The following is a 19,647-nucleotide window of genomic DNA, read 5'->3' on the forward strand; positions in this document are numbered from 1 at the left end:
GATATGAGCCCCGGACATCACCACAGCTACTACCTGACCGATCGGGAACGCGTCATCGAACTGAACTGGCCACCGCAGCCTCAGACACACCGGATGAGCCTGAAGGGACGAGTGATCCGGCTGCTTCGCAACGGGCCACACCCTGGTCCTCCTGAAGTGAACGTGGACCCTGAAGCGTTCGGAGCCGCCGTCAAGGTCCTGGAAAGACAGGACGTCGAAGTGGCGATCAACGCATTCACTTCCCTGGGATACGAGGTCACCGTGAGGGCGCCGCGGTGAGCCCCGGCGGCTACACGGCGCATCTGGCGTCCATGGCGGTCCCTCCGGTTCCAGCCGCGACCCCGCAGCCGGTCCCTGACCACCTGCGGCTGTTCGCCGCCGGCACCGACGTCGTACTCGCCCATCGGGACAAGGTCACAGCAGGGGTCCCCGGGTGCACCTGCGGGAAGACGTATCCAGAGAATTCGCACAGTTACTATCCGATCCTGCACGCGCGGCACGTGGCCGACGAAGTGGTCACCTGGACCCTGACCGCTGCCGTCGCAGCCATCCGGGCCGACCGGGACGATTTCGCCCGTGACCCGGAACGCTGGAGCGCCGGCACACATGACAGCAGTGCTGCGATCGACACCATCATCACTATGGCCCGCAGCGAAAGCGAACAGGCCCGACCGAAAGAATCCACCGCATGAGCACCTCAGTAGAGCCGGCCCCGGACCTCCGCTCCGGCATCAGCGCCATCACCTTCTTCGCCTTCACCATGTTTTGCATCCGGCTCTGGTCCAGCATCGACCCGCAGCCTGAACCAATGACCCTGGCCGTCCAGGAGGCCAGCGAGGAACGGATGAGCGCCTACTTTGTCGCCGCCAGCGTCATGCTGTTCGGACTCTTCGTCCTGCTGCGCTTCATTGTGGGGGCCGTGGTCAATGGGCTGGCAGCGCACACCGGGGGAGCGGCCGCGTGGTTGTGCATCGGTACGGCGGTGCTGCTCGCTGCCGCGCTGCTCACGTCCTACACCGCCCCGATCCTTGGTGTGGCTGTTCTCACCGCGTTGGGCGCCAACTGGGCGGTGGAAGCGGTCCGGCTGCGCCGCGCCGGGAAGGCCTAGCCCAGGCCCAGTCCGGGCAGCGAGTCGACGATTCGGTTGGTCTCCAGGCTGAGCGCCACGATGCGGCCCATCAGGTCGATGATGTAGCGGGGCTGCTTGTGCTCCCTTGACCAGTCGTTCGGGTCGTTCATGATGCCCGAGGCCTTGTCCGTCTTGACCTGATACCGCTCCAGGATCCAGTCGACGGCCGAGCGGGAGCCCAGCATGTAGCGGTGGGCGTCCTCGGGGATTCCCTCCAAGGTGATCTGGGAGTTGTAGATGATGCGGGTCTTGTCCCAGGCTCCGGCCTTGCCGCCGTACTTCATCTTCTTCACGGTATACCTGGCATACTCGTCCTGCTCGACGGACAGTCCGGTTGTCACCTCGTTGAGGGCGTACGGCTCCAGCGACTCGTAGCCGATGTGGAAATCGGAGAGTGCCTTGCCGGCATCAACGAAGGCTCGGAAGCGAGCGGCGTCCGGGACTTGCGGGATTCGCGGAAGCATCTTCTTCAGGTCCGCGGCGAACCTGGTCCGGTATTCGGGGGAGTGCAAGAGACCGTAGACGTAGAAGAAGATGTCGTCTTTGGTGACATCAGGGCCGTAGGCGGAACGGTACTGAAGGAGAGCAGCGTCGGTAATGTTATCGACCCGCTGAAGTTCCGTATCTTCTGACGCGAACAGCGTCCCCGCCGCCGGCGCCACATAAGTGTAGCGAGGGAAAAACTGCCCCGTGTCCAACAGGTGCACATCCGGCAAGGAGTCAACCATTATCGACTCGAACGTCGGATAGTGCGAGGCAGGGGAGGTGATGCATATCCCTTGGTTGATTGCACGTTGGGATGGGAAGAACCTTGGCTGTTGCGACCGCTCATGATTCATCAGCGGGGCAAAGTAGGCGGCCTGCTTACAGAAGGGACGGTAGGCGGCTATCCGATTTGACTCCCTGGAATACGTGATGTGTTCCCTCTTGCGCAGGGCGTTACGAAGGCTCCGTGTCCAGCTGATGTTCTGGGGATCCGGCGTAATGAAGGACTCAACGGGCATTGGGGCCCCGGCCAGAACGTACCGGTCTACTTCGGCGTTGTAATTGCTGATCATCCGGTGAACGTTGTCAGCGAGCCGGTTCAGTGAAGAGTTATACACCCATGAGTCGCGTCCTGATTCAAGGCCACGCGAAAACGAAGCGAAGATACTTGGCCCCGTCCCTCTGTCGCCGAGGGGAAGGTACGTCTCAAAATCGGCGTTTCGGTGGTTGATCCAATCTCCGTCGGGGCTTGGCGCAATGGCTTCCCATTGGACATCCGCGATGTTGCCGCCGCCGACGATGGAGAGTTTCTGCTTCCGGTCCAGGTAGTCACCGATGTCTCGGTAGTGCAGCTGGCCTTCTGCTACCGGGCCGGGCCGCTTGACGAGCAGGAGGATGGCCACGGTGTTGCGGCTGCCGGAGTCGAAGATCTTTCCGCCTTCTCGCCGGCTCTCTTCGCCGGCGGTGCGCTGGTTGCCCCGGAGGTTGTAGACGTAGATTTCATGGAACTCAGAAACGAGGGTCTTCCGTAGCCCGTCGGCGGTGTTGCCGTCGATGTAGCCGCCATTGGAGACGTAACAGAGGATGCCGCCGTCGGGGGAGTTGAGGATGCGGTTGGAGCCCCAGCGGATGGCGCGGATGTAGGAGTCGTAGAGGGAGTTTCTGTTGGTGGCTGTCGAGAGGCCCGCGTAGGTCCGCCGGATGGATTCGTCCAGGGTTGGGTATTTCAGGTTGGCGTTGTTGTCGTTGCCGCTGGACTGGCCGACAGAGTAGGGCGGGTTGCCGATGATCACCCGGATGTCGAGGGCGTTCTGCGCCTTCACGCGGTCGTTGTTGGAGGTGAAGACGTGCTCGTCGAGTGTGTCGCCTTCTTCGGTCATCTGGAAAGTGTCGGTTAGTACAATGCCGTCGAACGGGAGATACGGCACTTTGCCGGTGTCCTTGCCGTCGGCTGCCGCATGTTCCTCCAGGAGCCCGTGGACGGTGGCCTCGATGTTGATCGCAGCGATGTAGTAGGCCATCAGCAGCAGCTCGTTGGCGTGCAGCTCCTGGGTGTACTTGCGCAACAGGTCTTCCGCCTTGATCCGGCCGGACTGGAGCAGCCGAACGATGAAGGTGCCGGTCCCCGTGAACGGATCCAGGACGTGGACGCCTTCGTCGCTGATGGAGGCGCCGAAGTCTTTGTCGAGGACGTCGTCGACAGCGCGGATGATGAAGTCTACGACTTCCACCGGGGTGTAGACGATGCCCAAGGATTCGGCGGTGCGGGGGAATGCCAGTTTGAAGAACTTCTCGTAGAGCTCGGTGACGATCTTCTGTTTGCCCTCGGCGTTGGTGATGCCTTCGGCGCGGACGCGGACGGACCGGTAGAAGGATTCGAGGCTGGCGACCTCGGAGTCCAGGTTGTACTTCTCCAGGATGTCGACCATGGAGTCCATGACCTGGGAGACCGGGTTGTTGGCCGCGAACGAGTAGCCCTCGAACAGGGCCTCGAAGACCGGCTTGGTGATCAGATGCTGCGAAAGCATGTCGATCGCGTCCGACTCCGTGATGGAGTCGTTCAGGTTCCCACGCAGGCCCTGCAGGAAGACGCTGAACTCCTCCCGGGGCCGCTGGTCTTCACCGTCCAGGATCGTCTTGATCCGGAGCACGTGCCGGTCGGCGATTTCCTTGACGTCCTTGGCCCAGGATTCCCAGTAGCGGCGGTCCCCGACCTTCTTGACCATCCTGGCGAAGATGGCGTTGCGCCACTGGTCGGCGCCGGCCATGTGAAACAGAGCCTCGGTGCCGGTCCCGCTGGGCTTGTCGCCCCCGCCGCCACCCGGGCCGTCCCCGAAGGGATCCGCCACGGTGATGACGTCGATTTTGTCGTTGGCGTTCCGGTTCAGCTCGAGCTTGTTGATCATGGCTTCGAACCGGTCATCGTGGGCCCGGAGGGCCTGCAGGACGTCCCAGACGACCTTGTACTTCTTGTTGTCGTTCAGGGCCGTCTCGGGGTCCTGGCTGGCCGGCACAGCGATCGGCAGGATGATGTAGCCGTATTCTTTACCCTCGGCCTTGCGCATAACGCGGCCGACGGACTGGACGACGTCGACCTGGGAGTTGCGGGGGTTCAGGAACAACACCGCGTCCAGAGAGGGGACGTCGACACCTTCGGAGAGGCAGCGGGCGTTGGAGAGGATCCGGCAAACGTCTTCGCCGCCGGCGGCAGCTGCGTCCTCAGCCTTGAGCCAATCCAGCTTGGACGATCGCTCCAGCACATTGAAGGTGCCGTCCACGTGGTCCGCCTCCAGCTTCAGCGCGGGACTGTCGGATTCGCCGCGGTTCACGAGCAGTTGCCGGCCGACGAGCTCGAAGTCTGCCGCCAGCTTCTTGGATTCCTTGATGTTGCGGGCGAAGGCGACAGCCCGCCGCATGGGGGAGCTGTCGGTGATGTCCAGCCGCTGGCCGTTCACGCCTCGCTTTGAGAGGCCGTTCCAGCAGCCGACGATCCGGGCGGCATCGTCCAGGTTGAGGTCCCCGTTGTCTTCGAACAGGCTCTGGAAGGACTTGCTGACAGTCTCTTCGTCCACGGCAAGGACCAGGACCTTGTAGTCGGCGAGGTGGCCCATCTCTACGGCCTTGCCGAAGCCGAGGTGGTGAAACTCCGGGCCGTAGATGCCCTCGTCGTCCATGGAGTACATCTTGATGTCGTCCTGGCCGGCTTTGGCTTTGGCTTCCTGGACGTAGATCCGGGGTGTGGCGGTCATATACAGCCGCTTGCCGGATTCGATGTAGGTGTTGTCGTGGACCTTTACGAAGGCGGAGTCGTCATGGCTGGCCTCGGTGATGCCGGTGGTCCGGTGGGCCTCGTCGCAGACGATGAGGTCGAACTCCGGGAGGCCCTCCTTCTGGGCCTGATGGATGACGTCGATCGACTGGTAGGTGGAGAAGATCACCGTGATGGCTTCCTGGCCGGTACTGATCTTCGCCCGGTTCAGAAGCTTGGCCGGGTCGGTGGTGGCCGGAAATGCCAGGTCGTGAACGCTGACGTCCTCGTGCTCTTTCCGGCCGACCTTGGTGTCGGAGCAGACGGCCAGGGGCCGCAGCGGCACGGAGGCCTGGGCCGTCCACTCGTTCAGGGTCTGCTGGAGCAGGGCGATGGAGGGGACCAGGAACAGCACGGAGCCGCCAATAGGGACGATCTCCTCGACCATCTTCAGGGAGGTGTAGGTCTTCCCGGTGCCGCAGGCCATGATGAGACGGCCGCGGTCGTTCTCCGTGAAGCCCTTTTTGACGTCATCGATCGCCTGGCGCTGGTACTTGCGGGGTGCCTTACCACCCAGCTGCTTCATCTGCTCGGGGGCGTCGATGCTGAACTCGGACCAGTCGATAGTGGAATCGGCCAGGTCCGCGAACCGGAGCCGGGTCATCGGCTTGGACTGGCCCTCCAGGGCGTCCTCGGCATGCTTGGACCACTTGTCCGTGGTGGAGACGACCATGCCATACGAAAATTCGCTCTTGCCCACCGCTGTGAAGAACGAATCGATCTGCTTCTTGTCCAGGGTCCGGGCCGGGTCGTAGAACTTGCACTGGATGCCGGTCAGCTCGCCCGTGTACCGGTCCTTGGCGACCAGATCAATGCCGGTGTCGACGTGTCCGTTCCGGCCCGGCCACTCGCTCCACAGCCAGACGTCCGAGAACTGGTCGGCGTACTTGGGTTCAAGCTCCAGGTAGCGTTTCATCAGGTGCTCGAATTTGGTGCCCTTGTCGTGCTGATCACTCGCCGAGAAGTAGAGGCGATCGAGGACGTCTTCGAAACTTGCTGAACCCATGGAAAGTATCTTGCCTTAGAAAGGAGAGCGGCCCTGAATCCGCCCCATAATCGGGAAGATCAGCGGGGCATGCCGCACACATGTTCACCATGACAACTGCAACTTTGACGAAACCGATCAGCAAGCTGGCCGAACAGCTGAACGCCCACCTGGAGACCCAGCCGGCCGAGCGCACCCTGACGCTCCTGGACCGGTGCGACCGGTGCAGCCAGCTGGCCCAGGCATCCTTCGTTTTCACGATCCCCGCCGACCCCGCTGGCACCGGGAAGACCGAGACTGACGTGCTGCTGTGCGGCCACCACACCCGCCAGCATCTCCCGGCCCTGCTTGCCAAGAACCCGGTCTCCTACTGGGTTGAACCCCAGGAATTGATCAGCATCCGCGGCGTCAATGTCGAGGCAAAGCAGCAGGAGACCCGGACCGGCGACGGACTCACCGGCGCGTAGTCGCAAACAAGCCCTGGCGCCTTCCTTGGAGAGGCGCCGGGGCTTTGTCGTCTCAGCGACCAGCAGACCGGGAGTCGGGGTCGGGGACGCTCCAGGAGCAGCATGGACATCTCCACCGCTTGGGACTGATGGGCCTGCATGTCGGGCAGATACGCCCCTCATGTGTGCGGACTATCCCGCAGCGTTCACCGGCTCAGAGGCCCGGCAGCGCCTGGGGGCCGTCGAAGAGCGAGAACTCACTGTCCGGCGCGGAAGTCGGTTCGACCGGCTGTTCGCCCATCGCGACAAGCAGCTCGTTGATAGAGGTCTGCCCTTTCAGTTCGCCACCAGCCTCCAGACACATAGCAAAACCATAGCCAGGGCCACCAGTTCTCCTTGTTAAGGACACGCTGCAGGGGTGATTGCCCAGAACTGTTGACCGGTGCGTTGCTTGGGGTCGGGAAAGGGCACAATGTACGCTCCTCGCAGCGACACTTTACGGTCAACCGGGCCGTCATTTCACAACGAAAGGCTGACCATGGCTGGAAAATATGAGGTCTTCAAGGACGACAACGGAGGATTCCGATACCGCCTCATCGCCTCGAATGGCGACGTCGTCGTCACGTCAGAGAGCTACACCACCGCAGCCAGTGTCCGACGGGGCATCGGAGTGCTGAGGAAGAATGCCGTGACTGAGAAGGTGGACGACCCGTTCCTTACCTCCTAGGCAGTTACTGGCGGATCGCCGCAGCCGGCCCCGGATCGATGGTCATGGCGAGGCTGAAGGACCGGCTCGTTACGGCTTCTGGGTCTTCAGGTTCGGGTTCGCAGGCTTCCGCGGCGGCGGCCACGACGGCGAACTCGGGACTTGCGGCGAGGGTGTCGGGGTCGGCGCCGAACGGCAATGACCCAAGGTACGCCGGCGCGTAGCGGGTGCGCCATCCGTTGTGGAATTCCAGGCCTGCGGTGAAGGCGATCGTGTCTTCCTCTTCGCCAAAGATCCGCAACTCGACAGTTTCACCCGAAGGCGTGGTTACGGTGCGCCGGGAGAGGTTTTCGACGACACCCAGGATCGGGACGTTGTGGCCCTGGAGGAACATTCCGGCACGCCGGCAGTCCGCGTGCGAGAGGCCTGAGCCGGTGGTGACCAGAACGGCACCGTCCGGGCGGGCGTACTTCATCACGGCGCGTTCCACGTCTCCGGTGCCCGGGGGCAGGTCGAAGACGATCGTGTCGATGCCGGTCAGGTCCAGCCGGGCGCCCAGGAACAGCAAAAAGCCTTCGACGGCGGTGCCGCGCCAGGTGACGGGGGAGTTCGGGGCAAGGAACTGCGAGAGCGAGACGGCGCGGGTGCCGTCGGCCAGGGTGGAGGGGACGATTTTCGCGTCTTCGGTCATGGCCAGCGGGCCGAGGTCCAGCAGGTGTCCCAGGGACGGGCCGTGGAAGTCGAGGTCGATGGCCAGGACGGTCCGGCCGCGCCTGGTGAGCGCCTTGGCCAGGGTCGCGGCGACGGTGGTCTTGCCGACCCCGCCCTTGCCGGAGGCGACGGCGATGGATGATGCAACGTCGAAGAGCTTGGACTTTTCAGGCATGGGAGCCTCCAGGAGGGTGGTGGATTCGCGCAGCGCCGCGAGGGCGGCCTGCGGGGAGTTGATGATGCCGTCGCGGTTGAACCGGACCGGCCAGGGCACCTCGAAGCCGGCGGCCCGGAGCACGTTGCGCTGGTCGATGGTGAGGGCCACGTTGCCGGACTTGGATTCGATGCCGCCGCTGAAGGTCAGGGCCGAGGCAAGCAGGGTGACGTCCTCCCCGGCCCACCAGCGGGCTGCGCGGTCAGCGAGGGGCTCGCCGAATCCGGTGAGCGTGCGGGCGGTAGCCAGTGAGGTGTTTCCGCCGCTTTTGCAGTACTGGTGCATGACCTCCATGGCCGGTGTGAGGACGTTCCAGGTCTGGGACAGGTCAGCGGCCGGTGGCTTGGTTTCGGCCACGGCACGGAACGCGTCCTGCATCTCCGGAGTCATCGAGGACAGTGGCGGCAAGGCGCTGGCCTGGCCATAGCGACGTGTGGAGTCGAGGCCGAAGTCGAGGGCACTGTAAATCTCATGGGCCAGCTTGGCGACCAGCTGCGGATCCATGCTGACGCCGAAACCGGCGAGCATAGCGGAGAACTCGGCGGCTGTCTCCGGGTCGCGGAGCAGGGTTTCGATCCGGTCATCGTGAATGGCCGGGGCGGCGATGTTCGTCAGGTTCAGCACCCCGGGCCGGTGCGGGAAGATGTTGTCTGAGGACAGGCTGCGGGCGGAGTGGGAGTCATAGCGCAGCACGTGGGGCTCCGGGCCGGGGGACGGGTTCATGGACATCCAGCGGGTGTTGGCGACAGTGTGCCCGCCAGCTTGGGTGAGTCGGAACCCACCGGTGGTCATCTCGTCCCAGTTCCCGCCGAAACCGCTCTGCAGGATCCAGGTCTCCGGCGGCAGTGGCTCGGGCACGCCGGTTGCTTCGCAGGCTGCCGCAGCGTGAAGGGACTCCGGGCCGGTCCAGACTTCGCCGCAGACGTCACAGGCCCACTTGATGGTGGAGTGGTCGGTAGGCATCTTTACAAGGCCTGCCCCGCGGAACGGAATGCACGGGCATCCCCGGCCAGGGAAATGATCTGCGCCTGCGTGTCAGCCATGGAACCGTCGGTCAGTGCTGATGGGTTGTTCAGCGCTTGGAAGAGTGCCACCCAGAGGGGGTTCAACTCGGAGCCTTCGCTAAGCAGGTCTGTCCCGGTCGCTTCCTGGACGAAGGTGCGCCAATCCGTCAGGACTGTATCGCGGTCCACATAGCCGAACTTGGCGAAGTCTTCGGGTTTAGCCTCGAATTCTTCACCGTTGGCGAGGCGGACGATCATGGTTGCGGGGACAGGACGGTTGTAGAAAGGGTCAGTTGTCATGGGCACCATGTGTGCGGCGGTGCTGGTACAGCTGCACGACTGGTGGAGACCGGCCAGGGCTGGAACGTCATGACCGCTATCATCGCCCCCGGCGACTTCAATGGAGATGATGCCCGTCCCGCCACCGCCAAAGCCTGACCGGGCCTGATCGACCGCAGCCAGTGTCAATGCTGGAGCGTTTCGATCCATGGATTGCGGAAGCTCATCTGGATGCGGGAACCGACAGGCTGTCTTGTCAGTGAGGGCCACATGATGCGGGCCAGTAGAGCTTGGGCCAGCCACTGATTGGGTTCGAGCTGATCACAGAGAAGTTCGATTGCTGTTGACGCTTCGTCGTTTTTGAGGGCGGCTGCGGTAGCCGGGAAGGTCTCGCTGGCATCGGGTAGCTTTGGCCAGAGACCCATGGTGGTTGTTTCGTACAGCCGGACTCGGTCTAGTTCGGCCAAGCATGCCTCAACTAACTTTGCCGATTCTGGATCCAGCTCGCTGCGCGTGCCGCCGGCCAGCAGGGTTCCGAGCCCGATAACGCCGGTGTGGTGATCAGGAGGGACTCCGTCCCACATAGCCCGGTACCCCGAGACGGATTTCGGGAGCAGCGGGGCGGCGCCACCAATCTTGCTGTCACCATCGTGATGCAGGCGACGGCGAGGCTTTTAGGGGAACCTGCCAAGGCAGTCTTGAGCGCGCCTCGTATGTGAACGCGCAGGGCTTGGTTTTCTGCATGCTAAAGGTCGCCGTAGGATCTCCAGATTCCTGCCGACGTCCACTCCATATTTCGAAGGAGCCGTGATACCTGTGAAAATTTCCTCGCTTCCACTTCCGCTGAAGGCAACCGCTATCGTATTCGCGGCGATCCTGGTAGTTTCCATCGCCTACCTTGCCCTGGTCGCACCAAGTTCGGGAAGCCTTTCTGGCGTACTGGTTCTGTGGGCATTTGGCCTCCTCGGCGGGGCGGCCCTTTGCCTCGGTCTTGTTCTCGCCTCAAACTACCAAGGGTCTACGTCGGCGTTGGTTGCCGTAGTGAATTCACGCCGTGAAGATTCATGGCTGGGCACCCTAATGGGGAGGTACTTCCGATTTTTTGGAGTGCTGCTATCGCTGGTGGGTACAGGCTTCGTGATTGTGTCTCTCGTGTCACTGCTACGTCGATAATTCACGCACTTTGAGGACCACCCGTCCAGCAAGAAGGGGCGGTAGGAGCTTGGCTTGGCCCGTTTCTTAGCCTAGTGAACGCCGACGTCTTGGAGTTCGATGAGGTCCTCGATGGCCGAGTGCGGCCGTGGGTCGAAGTCTTCGGATATACCGCAGCTTCCCAAGTCAGGTGCAGCCGCCTAGGTGGACACTCCAGAAATTGTGGCTTTTCAGATGTCAGCGGTCCGGCCTGCATACTTGTCGGATGAGCGGACGCATGTGGTCAGGATTCAAGAAGAAGCGGGCGCCCCGGCAAGTGTGGAGCGACTGGCAAGCTGCCAACGAGGCAAACGACGTTGAGAGCGCGGAGAGGTTCGCTTCGGAACTGCTCGACGTCGCTCCCGAGGTCTTCTTCAGCTGGTTCGAAGCGGGTCTGCTGTCGAAGGCACGCGGTAATTGGGCTGAAAGCGCCGAACGCAATCAGCGTGCACTGGCTCTGTTCACCGAAACGGAAGCCGCTGAGTTCGGTGGCGCCAACCCGGCAGCCTGGAATCTGGGCATCGCCGCCACGGCCTTGGGGGATTGGGCCACCGCCAGGACGGCGTGGGCAGCATACGGTCTCACCGGCTTCGACAACGAGACCGGCCCCATCGACGACAACTATGGGATGACGCCAGTGCGGATCAATCCGGACAGGGCAAGTCTGCCCCACCAGCTGCTGCCCCCTTTCGGCGAAACCGAGGTGGTCTGGTGCTGGCGGAGGAGCCCTGCCCACGCAGTGATCACGAGCGTGCCCATGCCCGGATCCGGCCACAGGTTCCGCGACATTCTGCTCCATGACGGTGAACCCCAAGGGACCCGCTTCTACGAGGGCCGCGAGGTGTCGGTGTTCAACGAGCTCGAGCGGCTCGAATCCTCCGAGATTCCCACCTGGCAGGCCCAGATTACTGGCGCCGGAAAGGTTGACCTTCAGGTTCTCGCGGATACGCTCGCGCGCCAGGGAATCGGCCTGGACGAGTGGTCCGGAATACGCATGATGTGTTCGGACTGCTCTCACGGCTCGCCGCGGGAAGGGCACGACCACGCAGCACCCGCGTCAGACGCATCCGTTCTTGGCTTGGCCGGGTTCGAATCGGATCTGGACCAGGTGATGGATGAGTGGCGCAGGTCGAGGCCGGCTGTTGATGTCGTCAGCCTCGAACTCCTGTGGTGAGACTGGTCCGTAGCGAAGACAACGGTCCCTTCTAACTGCAGGGTTCTTTCCGGCGCCGGCATGCGGTGCCGCACGGCCGCCCGATGGCCGCACCTCAAAACGTTGGGTGTACAAGCTCGCCATGTCGAAGGTGACGACCAACATCCCAGCCGTCACCGGACTGGTGTTCGTGGAAGTCTCCCTCTCGCCGAGGCAGCGACCGGAGGTGGTGGTGCCCTGTCGACTGAGGTTCAGGACTGCAACGGGTAATTGCCACAGCAAATCATTAGGCGCACGATACCGTCCGTCGTAGGATGAAGCCCAGATCGCGGTCCGTGAGCCCAGGCGTCCGACCTAGGCTCGACAGGGAGTGTTGGGGCGATGAAGCGTGTAGTGTCGTTGGTTCTGGCAGCCGCAGTGGTCGCCAGTATGGTGGCCTGCTCAGCGCCGGAACAGCAGCAGACTCAGGCTTCTCCTACTGAAACCACTGTCACTCCAACTCAGAAGCCGGCGATCGTCGTCCCAGACGTAGTCGGAAAGACCTACGTGGAAGCCAGCGAGCTTCTCTCCAAGGCCGGCTTCAGGACGCCTGTGCCGTACGGCAGCGATGGTGTCCGCTGGGACCGGGCTCTTCCGGATAAGGTCGTTGTGGTCTTGTCGACAGAACCGGCAGCCGGAGCTAAGACCAACGAGGAGACCATCAAGGTCATCCTTAACCGCACGGAAGCTGAACAACTGGCCGCCGAAGAGGCCGCGATGGCGGCGGCCAGGCTCGTGAACAGATACAAGTACACGTGCGGAGACACCCCCAGCAAAACAGTCACATACCACTCGTACAAAGAAGTTTGGACGAGCCCCTATTACACCAGCGGACAGTGCTCCATAGACATTGACGGAAAGCACCCATCGACGAAGCAGCCTCTCCTGCCGAACGAACAAGCCCTCGTCGACTTGATTGCCTCCCATGGCGGCGACGTCAGTTCGCCAACGGCTACCGTGGGCGAAGTCATGTTGATGTGCGCCAAGGTGGACCGCGATTTCGCAGATCAAATCGTCGCCAGGATGGATTGGCGTCGCGCAGACGTTCAAGGAGCACTCTCAATCTGCCCCGATGCACCACACGCCGCGGTCTTTCAAGAGGTGCTGACCGCAGTCAAAGTCTTGGACGGCACCAAAGTCGTCGGCCAAAGCATGGAACCCGGTACATACAAGACCAAACCTGGGGTCAAAGACTGTTACTGGGCGCGGTCGACAGGGGGCGGTGACGTCATCGCCAACAACTTCGTCAGTTTCGCACCTGATGGGGTGACAGTCACTGTCAACGCCGGTGAGGGATTCCTCTCCCAACGATGCGGGGTGTGGACCAAGATCGGGTGAGAACCCCGTTGCCGCCTACCGCAGGAAAGCCCACCGATGGGGGACCGGCGGGCTTTCAGTTCCACGCTATGTCCCGGTGGTTTCGCTATCAACTGGATTCGCTCTCAGCAGCCAGGGCAGAACAACCGACTTCCCCTGACCCGGCCAGGAGTCGCCGCCTCGATGCCGCAAATCCGATCGCCGCACCCGGTAGGATCGGCCCATGGTGTCCCAGCGCGCAATCTTCGTCGATGCAGGTTTCCTTCTGGCTATAGGGGGCACCCAGGTGGTGGGTACTTCGCTTCGATCGGCGTTCCGCGTCGACTACCAGAAGCTCATTGAAGGCATCCTCAATTGCACAGAGGCCCATTCCGGCATCGACGTGCTCCGCACCTATTGGTACGACGCCTCCAAGGACGCCCTTTTCACTGACCAGCACAAACAGATCGGCCTGTTGCCGGGAGTCAAAGTCCGCCTCGGGCGGATCTCCTTCAACGGAGAACAAAAAGGGGTTGACCTGAAGCTGGGCCTTGACTTGGTTGGAGTGGCCAGCAACCGGGCGGCCTCCGTCGCCTATCTGGTCTCCGGCGACGATGACCTGGCCGAAGCAGTCGAGGAAGCCCAAGATTTGGGCATGAAGGTTGTCCTGGTTGGCGTCGCCGACACAGGACACCGACTCGGAGTCATGTCGGTCGCCGAGCACCTGGCCCTGAGGGTGGACAGCATCATCACGCTTCCGGCGGAACTGATTGAGGCCTGCTTCACCCGCATCGTCCAGGAAGCACCCCGCCCGGCTGCGGCTCTTCCCGCCGCGGCTCCGCCGCAACTTCCCCGGCCGGTGCCCAAGCCAGGGATCCCGATGGGCAAGCCTTCCTCACCGTCCCGGCCCTCGCCCCACCCCGGGCTCCGCTACCAGACCTCAGAGCCGTCCCTGGTGTACAGCTCCGGCGGCAGCGGGACAACAATCGTTCCCGAAGAAAGCCCCATGGACGTCGCCCAGGAAGTCGGGGAAAGCGTCGCCACCAGCTGGTATGGGTCAATAACCCAAGGCGAATTGAACGAACTGCTCGCTGACCGACCCATACTGCCGGTGGAAATAGACCGCGTGCTCCTGAAGGACTGCGCTCAAAGGATCGGCGAATACAAGACCGACCTCCAAGGCGTGCGCAAAGCCCTGCGCCTGGCATTCTGGCAGAAACTGGACACCCTCATCTGAGGGGCCGATGCGCCCGCATCATGGCTGTTTGAAGTCAGTATGGCCGCCTTTCGGCGACCGTGACGACGGGTGCCATCCACGCCGCACACATTAGTACAGGGAAGCGGACCGCTTCACCGACAAATCGAAGAGGAGCTCACCTATGCCGCCACGACAGAGCCCCGCCCAAAAACTGGCCGCCAGGCTACTGCTTGGCGGGGAATGGGCGCCGGTGACCAACAAGATCGGTTTCATGCAACGGCCTCTCGATGTAGCGGTTGACGAGTGGAGGACGTGGGCTCAAGAGAGCTACCATCAGCCCCTGGCCGGCTTCGGAGTTACTGAGCACCGGGGAACCCTGAGGGAGTTGCTTAGTGAGTTGTTGCCGCTGGGTTACGGTCAGCGCTGGCTTCTGTTGGAGACCGCAAATCCCGGGTGGACAGCTGTTATGGAAAACACTCGCGACACCGCGGTTCTCGGCCCTCTCGGGGAGCACTTTGCCTCAGCCCGCGGAATTCCCACTGTTCAAGTGGAGGACGTCCCGAAAAATCTTAAGCACATGCTGGATGAGCCGGCGCGAGGACGATTGGGTGGCCGCACCCTGATCACCTTTGAAGAGGCCGGCCTGCGCAGGTTTCTCAGTTTGTACAACTCCGAGCCTTGGAAGTTCGCCGAGAACGGAGAGCCGTATGACTTCGAGGACACGGAGCAATACCTGCTTCCACGGGCCTCGGACTGTTTCCCGCACGAGACACTTGTCGACATCTGCAGGAACCTGGGCCTTGACCCTTTCGAAGAGGACTTCTACGTACCGAACGGGAGGGCATTCATCATCGAAGCCCTTCACCAGCCGACGGCGGACGATCCCGGGGGCACAAGGTACACCCTCGCGGAAGCCAGGGCAGGGTACGAGGACCTTGACCACCCCAGGGTTGATGAACCAGTCATTGGTAATGCGCTCTACCCACTCGGCTCTGCAAACCCCCACCCCGACACTGTTTACCCCGCTCTGGGCCATAAACCGTTCCGTAAACCGACACCGTGGGACGGAGCCCTGAAGGAGTTCGAAAAAAGCGTCCAACGCTACAGCAGCTACCCGGCATCGGCCTGGCTGAGTGAAGGACTGGAGGAGTATGGCGTCCTCGCCTCTCCCACCTATTCGACGGGTGGGACAGGTAGCGAGAGCATCAGCGTCCGTGCCTCGCCACTACTGCTCGAGGCGCCGCCGGAAGTCCGGGAATACGTTGCTGCGTTCGCTGTGCTTCAGTGGACTCAGGCCAATGGCAGGTCCATTTCCGAGTTCTACCCGAACCGGAAGCAGATGGGGATCATCCGTAGCCTGTACAAAGAACATGGCCTGTACCCGTTCGACGTAACCTCGGACCAGGTCTACAGAACGCTGACCATCGACAAGATGGTCCGCGAGGTCACCGACCTGCGAATCACTCAACAACTGGTGGACTGGGAAAAACGATCAAGCGAGGGTTCCCCGGAAGAGAGAACCCACAAGTACGACCGACGCAATCACAGCTGTGCCTGGGAGGTCGGCAAAATCATCCAGGACCAGGAGCATCTCATTTGGAATGCCCAAGTCGACGACCGGCGAAAGCCCTAGAGGGACATCCATGTCGCCAGAATAAGGGGCCCGGTGAACGATCCTGTGCCGGGCGCATTGGGATGACTTCTTGACTGTTCAACCCAGGTTTCGGGCCGGCTTGGCATAAGCTATGCCAAGCTCACTGCAAATTTTCATCATTTGGGGGGACCAGCTGAACAAGCTTCGTTGGATTGTCACGGCCGCCGGCTTTATCACTGCCACTGTCGGCTTGGCTGTTGGCTATCTTGTGCCGGTTGGCATGTACTGCGCTGGTGCCTTTGGACTTCAAAAGGCGTCCAAGGATGCCCCCAACGGCATGACGGCAATGGCAGCGTTGACTACCTGTCACGTCAACGCCGATAAATGGGCGCCCGTCTGGTGGGCTGTAATCATCTGCGGGAGTATCCTCTTTGCCGTTGGTCTCGCTTTGGTGATGTTTGGTGCGAAAAGTCGCCGAAAGCTTCGTCCGGCTTCTGTGTCGAATCCTTCCAGGGCAGGGTCCCCAGCATTTCAGGACACCCATGGGAAGAAACCTGTCTGGCCGTTCTTCTTGGGTTTGGCCGTCATGGCCTTGGGAGTCGTGCTTGGCTACTCGGTTCCTGTCGGCCCGAACTGCTCGGGGGCATTTAACTCCCAAATTTCCGCCGCAGGCTACGACATCGCAAAGGCCACTGCGACTGGAATGCAATCCAACTATATGGAGCAGTGTCAGTTCGCAGCCGCTCAGCAGTCAGGTATCTACTGGGGCATCATGGCCTTCGGAGCCGCCATTGTCATTCTTGGGCTCGTCCTGAGGTCCGTCCTTGGACGCCGACCGGGTACCCCGTCGGCGGCAGTGGGCGTCTCGGGCGAGCTTGAACGACTCGCGGCGCTGATGGACCGGGGCCTTCTAACCCATGAGGAGTTTGCCAGTCAGAAGGCCAAGCTGCTCGAACACAGAGCCTAGACAGTCCCAAGCTGAGCTGAGGAACTCCCGAAGGTTTTCGTGCGATCCAACGATGGCGGAGGACCTGCTGTCGGATTAGGTGCCCTTCCGGCCTGCCCTAGGGGTCGCCCCGTCTGCTCGACAGCATTGCTGCCTCCCGGTTTCTTCCCGCGCTGCTGGGTACGATGTTGCCTGAATGGGGGAGACCATGGAGACAAAGAGTGACCCGTCGACGCTGGCTGACGGCGGGGCGATGGAGCTGGTGCGGGTGCCCGCTTGGGAGGCCAAGTTCAAGCTGAACGAAAACCCGGATGAACTGGCGCACCTGATCTGCTGCCGGGACCTGGAATGGCGTATAGCTGCATGCGGGTATGAGGACCCCGACCCGACCATCCTGATGGAAGCCAACGTGATCTGCACGATGTGCATCGAAGCTGTCGGCGGTCCTGAGTCGCTGGCCGAGGGGCGGTGCCCGTTCGACGATCAGCCTTGCCCCGATGACGAGACCCTGAAACAGATCATCAAGGACAGGACTTCATGACCGGCGCCATCAGTCCGGGTTTCAAGAAGAGAGCGACGCTATGAACTTTGCAGCCTGGTACTGGGATCGGACCCGACCCGACGTGGCGAGCTACTGGGACGGCGGCCAGTGGTTGCAGACCCTACCCCTCACCCAGCTGGTAGGCGTCCGGGTCATCGACCGGGCAACTGGCCAGCCGATCCCGCCAAGGCAACCACCAGCCGGGACGCCGGCGCAGGAGCCCTCCCGGCAGGTGCCAATGAGCGAGGTGACATGGTTTGTTCCGAAGAGCCCACGCCGTAAGCGGGTGGATGCTCCGATGAAGGTCCTGATCGGGATCCTGGTTGCCTTGGGTGTGGCGGCAGGATGGGTGTGGGTCATCGCCTCTAACCCCTCGCCGTCTTCCACTTCTCCGGTGGCGGAGAAGACCAAGGCAAACGGGCTGAAGACATGCAAGGATCTGATCAGTCAGCAACCGCATGGCGGCGGCAATGAGACCATCCAGTCAGACGTTCTTGTAGGTGACTTGTACAAGACAAACATCGTGTATGAGGGCCTCAGTGAGGTGCATCGGTGGACATGCCGGCTGGAATGGGTCGGTAGTCGCTGGAGAGTCGACATCCTGGAGAGCAAGCGGCTCCAATAAGGCTTGCCTCGGGACCACAGGCCCCCCACCTAGCTTGCCGGTGACGAAGGTGTGAGGCGCCGCACACATCGGTGTCATGAGAACCCGCAAAGCACTCCAGATCCTGATCCTCGCAACCTGCCTCGCCATCGGCGTCAGCCAGCCGGTCTTCAACGGCGCTTCGCTGCTGGCCCTTGTGGCCCTGCCATCTGTCTTCCTCCTCCAGCCCGGGGTCATGCTCCGGCTCCGCAGCCCGAAGCTGCGGATCGTCAAGTAGCTCGAAACCTCCCAAAAGGCGGCACCAGACCGGTGCCGCCTTTCCCGTGCCCGGGTTCAGAAAACGCCCAGCAGTCGCCGTGGCTGCGGGGCTTTACTTTTGGCTGGGTCTTACAGGAACGGCTGCCACATGGCGCGCATGGTTTGGGCGCGGCCGGCCAGCCACTCCCGGATCGCGGGTTCGTCCTCGGGGGTAACCTTGATCCGCACGGACTGGTTGTACGGCTTGCCCTGCATCATGAAGAACAGGTCGAGGTAATGCTGCTCGGCCCCGTCGGGGTAGTCCTCCGGGTACTCCAGGTGCATCGCCCGCCAGTCCCAGCGGAACAGGCAATTCAGGTCCGGGTCCCCGCTGTGCAGCAGCGTGCCTGTCTGCGTGAGCCTTGGTCCTGACCGGTCGTACTCCACCGGCTGGGTGAATTCGGCCCAGGATTCGTACCCGGTGGCCAGACCGCGGGAGTAGAAGTTGCCGTGTTCGCAGTAATACGGGTGCTCGTACTCCCAGAGATGCTTCGGTGTCGTCATGGCATGAATGTGTGCGGAAACAGCGGAGTCCCTGGCCGCTGGTGCAGACTAGCCCAGTGCGACAGCGAGGTCATCGCCTACGGACTCGACGTTCTTGAGGCGAATCAGAGTCCACCCCATTTCTTCGGCCCAGGCGTCCTTTGCCGCATCCCGCTTCTTGATCATCTCGAATTGGCGCTCGGCCCGCTCCTGTGTGATGCCTCTAAACCGGACGGGCCGCTGGTGCTGTTCTCCGTCGAACTCGATGGCGATTTTGCGTTCCGGTATAGCAAAGTCGATCTGCAGCGGCCGGTGAAAACGAAGGGCCGGGTGCCTCCATTGGGAAGCGAAGTCGATGCCCATGGCTGTCAGCACCTTGCGGACCTCTCTTTCCCCACGACTTTCAGCGCAGACAGGACAACCGTCGCCCATGAGGTGTTTGTGCGGACGCTGCCGGAACGGACCATGGTTGGGGCACAAAATGATCACTGGCGCCGCCATCCGTCCGAGAACCACGGCGCTGTAGTCGTAACGACCTTCACCATGAGTTGCGTGTGCCCTGGACAAGAAATCTTCCATGGAGACCTGCCTGGCGTCGGATCTTCTCGCCTGCCAACAGGCGGGGCACCCGCTTCCCTGCAAGTGGTTGCTGGCCAGCTGGTTGAAGGGTCCGTGGCGGCGGCACTCGATGGTCAGGCCGGAGAACCGTCCGAGGTATGTCGTCCGTGAGTAGTCGTAGAGGTCGCCGTGGACCTTGGATGCTTCCGCAACGAACCATTCACGGTCGAATACCTGCGACCGGCTTCTCTGCACGTAACCGCAGGCGGGGCACCCTGCACCTCTGAGATGTACGTTGGGAGACTGGGTAAAGGGACCATGCCGTTGGCAGACAATCATCACTTTCACGTGCGCGGTGACGTAGTCGGCCTGGCTGTAGTCGTAGGTGCCCTTGCCGTGCTTGGCTACGGCAAGGGCTACGAACTCCGATGTTGTCCGGCGTCGTGGGCCGCCGGAATGGACCCTATCTACGGCCACTGG

20 protein-coding genes are annotated in these 19,647 nt (G+C 62.1%); 13 read left to right on the forward strand and 7 right to left on the reverse strand.

Annotated features, from left to right (window positions below; genetic code table 11):
• Positions 1–3 precede the first annotated feature (3 nt).
• From HMI59_RS22380 to HMI59_RS22390, 3 genes are read left to right on the forward strand one after another with little or no spacing between them, the layout of a single operon-like run.
• Positions 4–279 (forward strand): hypothetical protein, encoded by a 276-nt coding sequence (locus tag HMI59_RS22380; protein WP_227471718.1) that lies wholly within the window; start codon positions 4–6, stop codon positions 277–279.
• The gene (locus tag HMI59_RS22385; RefSeq protein WP_193594312.1) at positions 276–692 is read left to right on the forward strand and encodes a hypothetical protein; all 417 of its coding nucleotides are present in this window, start codon (positions 276–278) and stop codon (positions 690–692) included. The genes HMI59_RS22380 and HMI59_RS22385 overlap by 4 nt, the downstream gene beginning before the upstream one ends.
• Positions 689–1,108: a hypothetical protein gene (locus tag HMI59_RS22390; RefSeq protein ID WP_193594313.1), complete on the forward strand. Its 420-nt coding sequence runs from the start codon at positions 689–691 to the stop codon at positions 1,106–1,108. Before HMI59_RS22385 ends, HMI59_RS22390 begins: the two co-directional genes overlap by 4 nt.
• On the opposite strand, the gene HMI59_RS22395 is transcribed toward HMI59_RS22390, so the two are convergent.
• A complete protein-coding gene (locus HMI59_RS22395; RefSeq protein ID WP_193594314.1) occupies positions 1,105–5,928 on the reverse strand; it encodes a type ISP restriction/modification enzyme in 4,824 nt (1,607 codons plus the stop codon). The two genes, HMI59_RS22390 and HMI59_RS22395, sit on opposite strands and share 4 nt — an antisense overlap.
• 89 nt (positions 5,929–6,017) lie before the next feature.
• Between HMI59_RS22395 and HMI59_RS22400 the strand changes: the two genes are divergently transcribed.
• Entirely contained in the window at positions 6,018–6,374 is a 357-nt protein-coding gene (locus tag HMI59_RS22400) for a hypothetical protein (protein WP_227471719.1), read from the forward strand.
• A 193-nt stretch (positions 6,375–6,567) separates the two neighbouring features.
• Here HMI59_RS22400 and HMI59_RS22405 read toward each other — a convergent pair whose 3' ends face one another.
• Positions 6,568–6,717, reverse strand: coding sequence for a hypothetical protein (locus HMI59_RS22405; RefSeq protein WP_193594316.1), 150 nt, complete (start codon positions 6,715–6,717; stop codon positions 6,568–6,570).
• 174 nt (positions 6,718–6,891) lie between these two features.
• On the opposite strand from HMI59_RS22405, the gene HMI59_RS22410 reads away from it, so the two are divergent.
• Positions 6,892–7,080: a DUF1508 domain-containing protein gene (locus HMI59_RS22410; protein ID WP_193594317.1), complete on the forward strand. Its 189-nt coding sequence runs from the start codon at positions 6,892–6,894 to the stop codon at positions 7,078–7,080.
• Between the two features lie 4 nt (positions 7,081–7,084).
• On the opposite strand, the gene HMI59_RS22415 is transcribed toward HMI59_RS22410, so the two are convergent.
• From HMI59_RS22415 to HMI59_RS22425, 3 genes are all read right to left on the reverse strand, one after another.
• On the reverse strand, positions 7,085–8,947 hold the full coding sequence (locus tag HMI59_RS22415) for a P-loop NTPase (protein WP_227471720.1): 1,863 nt from the start codon (positions 8,945–8,947) through the stop codon (positions 7,085–7,087).
• 2 nt (positions 8,948–8,949) lie between these two features.
• Positions 8,950–9,288: a hypothetical protein gene (locus HMI59_RS22420; RefSeq protein ID WP_227471721.1), complete on the reverse strand. Its 339-nt coding sequence runs from the start codon at positions 9,286–9,288 to the stop codon at positions 8,950–8,952.
• Between the two features lie 164 nt (positions 9,289–9,452).
• Positions 9,453–9,692: a hypothetical protein gene (locus HMI59_RS22425; protein WP_193594318.1), complete on the reverse strand. Its 240-nt coding sequence runs from the start codon at positions 9,690–9,692 to the stop codon at positions 9,453–9,455.
• A 992-nt stretch (positions 9,693–10,684) separates the two neighbouring features.
• On the opposite strand from HMI59_RS22425, the gene HMI59_RS22430 reads away from it, so the two are divergent.
• From HMI59_RS22430 to HMI59_RS22465, 8 genes are all read left to right on the forward strand, one after another.
• Positions 10,685–11,632 carry a M48 family metallopeptidase gene (locus HMI59_RS22430; protein WP_193594319.1) on the forward strand — a complete coding sequence of 316 codons (948 nt, stop codon included), beginning with the start codon at positions 10,685–10,687 and terminating at the stop codon, positions 11,630–11,632.
• Between the two features lie 360 nt (positions 11,633–11,992).
• Positions 11,993–12,988 (forward strand): PASTA domain-containing protein, encoded by a 996-nt coding sequence (locus HMI59_RS22435; protein WP_193594320.1) that lies wholly within the window; start codon positions 11,993–11,995, stop codon positions 12,986–12,988.
• Positions 12,989–13,190: 202 nt separating this feature from the next.
• Positions 13,191–14,183 carry an NYN domain-containing protein gene (locus HMI59_RS22440; protein ID WP_193594321.1) on the forward strand — a complete coding sequence of 331 codons (993 nt, stop codon included), beginning with the start codon at positions 13,191–13,193 and terminating at the stop codon, positions 14,181–14,183.
• A 142-nt stretch (positions 14,184–14,325) separates the two neighbouring features.
• Positions 14,326–15,777, forward strand: coding sequence for a hypothetical protein (locus HMI59_RS22445; protein WP_193594322.1), 1,452 nt, complete (start codon positions 14,326–14,328; stop codon positions 15,775–15,777).
• Positions 15,778–15,889: 112 nt separating this feature from the next.
• Entirely contained in the window at positions 15,890–16,705 is an 816-nt protein-coding gene (locus HMI59_RS25835; protein ID WP_227471722.1) for an SHOCT domain-containing protein, read from the forward strand.
• Positions 16,706–16,892: 187 nt separating this feature from the next.
• Entirely contained in the window at positions 16,893–17,225 is a 333-nt protein-coding gene (locus HMI59_RS22455; RefSeq protein ID WP_193594323.1) for a hypothetical protein, read from the forward strand.
• Positions 17,226–17,265: 40 nt separating this feature from the next.
• Positions 17,266–17,850: a hypothetical protein gene (locus HMI59_RS22460; protein WP_193594324.1), complete on the forward strand. Its 585-nt coding sequence runs from the start codon at positions 17,266–17,268 to the stop codon at positions 17,848–17,850.
• Positions 17,851–17,926: 76 nt separating this feature from the next.
• Entirely contained in the window at positions 17,927–18,106 is a 180-nt protein-coding gene (locus tag HMI59_RS22465) for a hypothetical protein (protein ID WP_193594325.1), read from the forward strand.
• A 110-nt stretch (positions 18,107–18,216) separates the two neighbouring features.
• On the opposite strand, the gene HMI59_RS22470 is transcribed toward HMI59_RS22465, so the two are convergent.
• Both HMI59_RS22470 and HMI59_RS22475 read right to left on the reverse strand, forming a co-directional pair.
• Entirely contained in the window at positions 18,217–18,630 is a 414-nt protein-coding gene (locus HMI59_RS22470) for a hypothetical protein (protein WP_193594326.1), read from the reverse strand.
• Positions 18,631–18,678: 48 nt separating this feature from the next.
• The gene (locus HMI59_RS22475; protein ID WP_193594327.1) at positions 18,679–19,644 is read right to left on the reverse strand and encodes an endonuclease domain-containing protein; all 966 of its coding nucleotides are present in this window, start codon (positions 19,642–19,644) and stop codon (positions 18,679–18,681) included.
• Positions 19,645–19,647 lie beyond the last annotated feature (3 nt).

The organism is Paenarthrobacter sp. YJN-5 (assembly GCF_015040095.1).
Taxonomy (GTDB): domain Bacteria; phylum Actinomycetota; class Actinomycetes; order Actinomycetales; family Micrococcaceae; genus Arthrobacter; species Arthrobacter ureafaciens.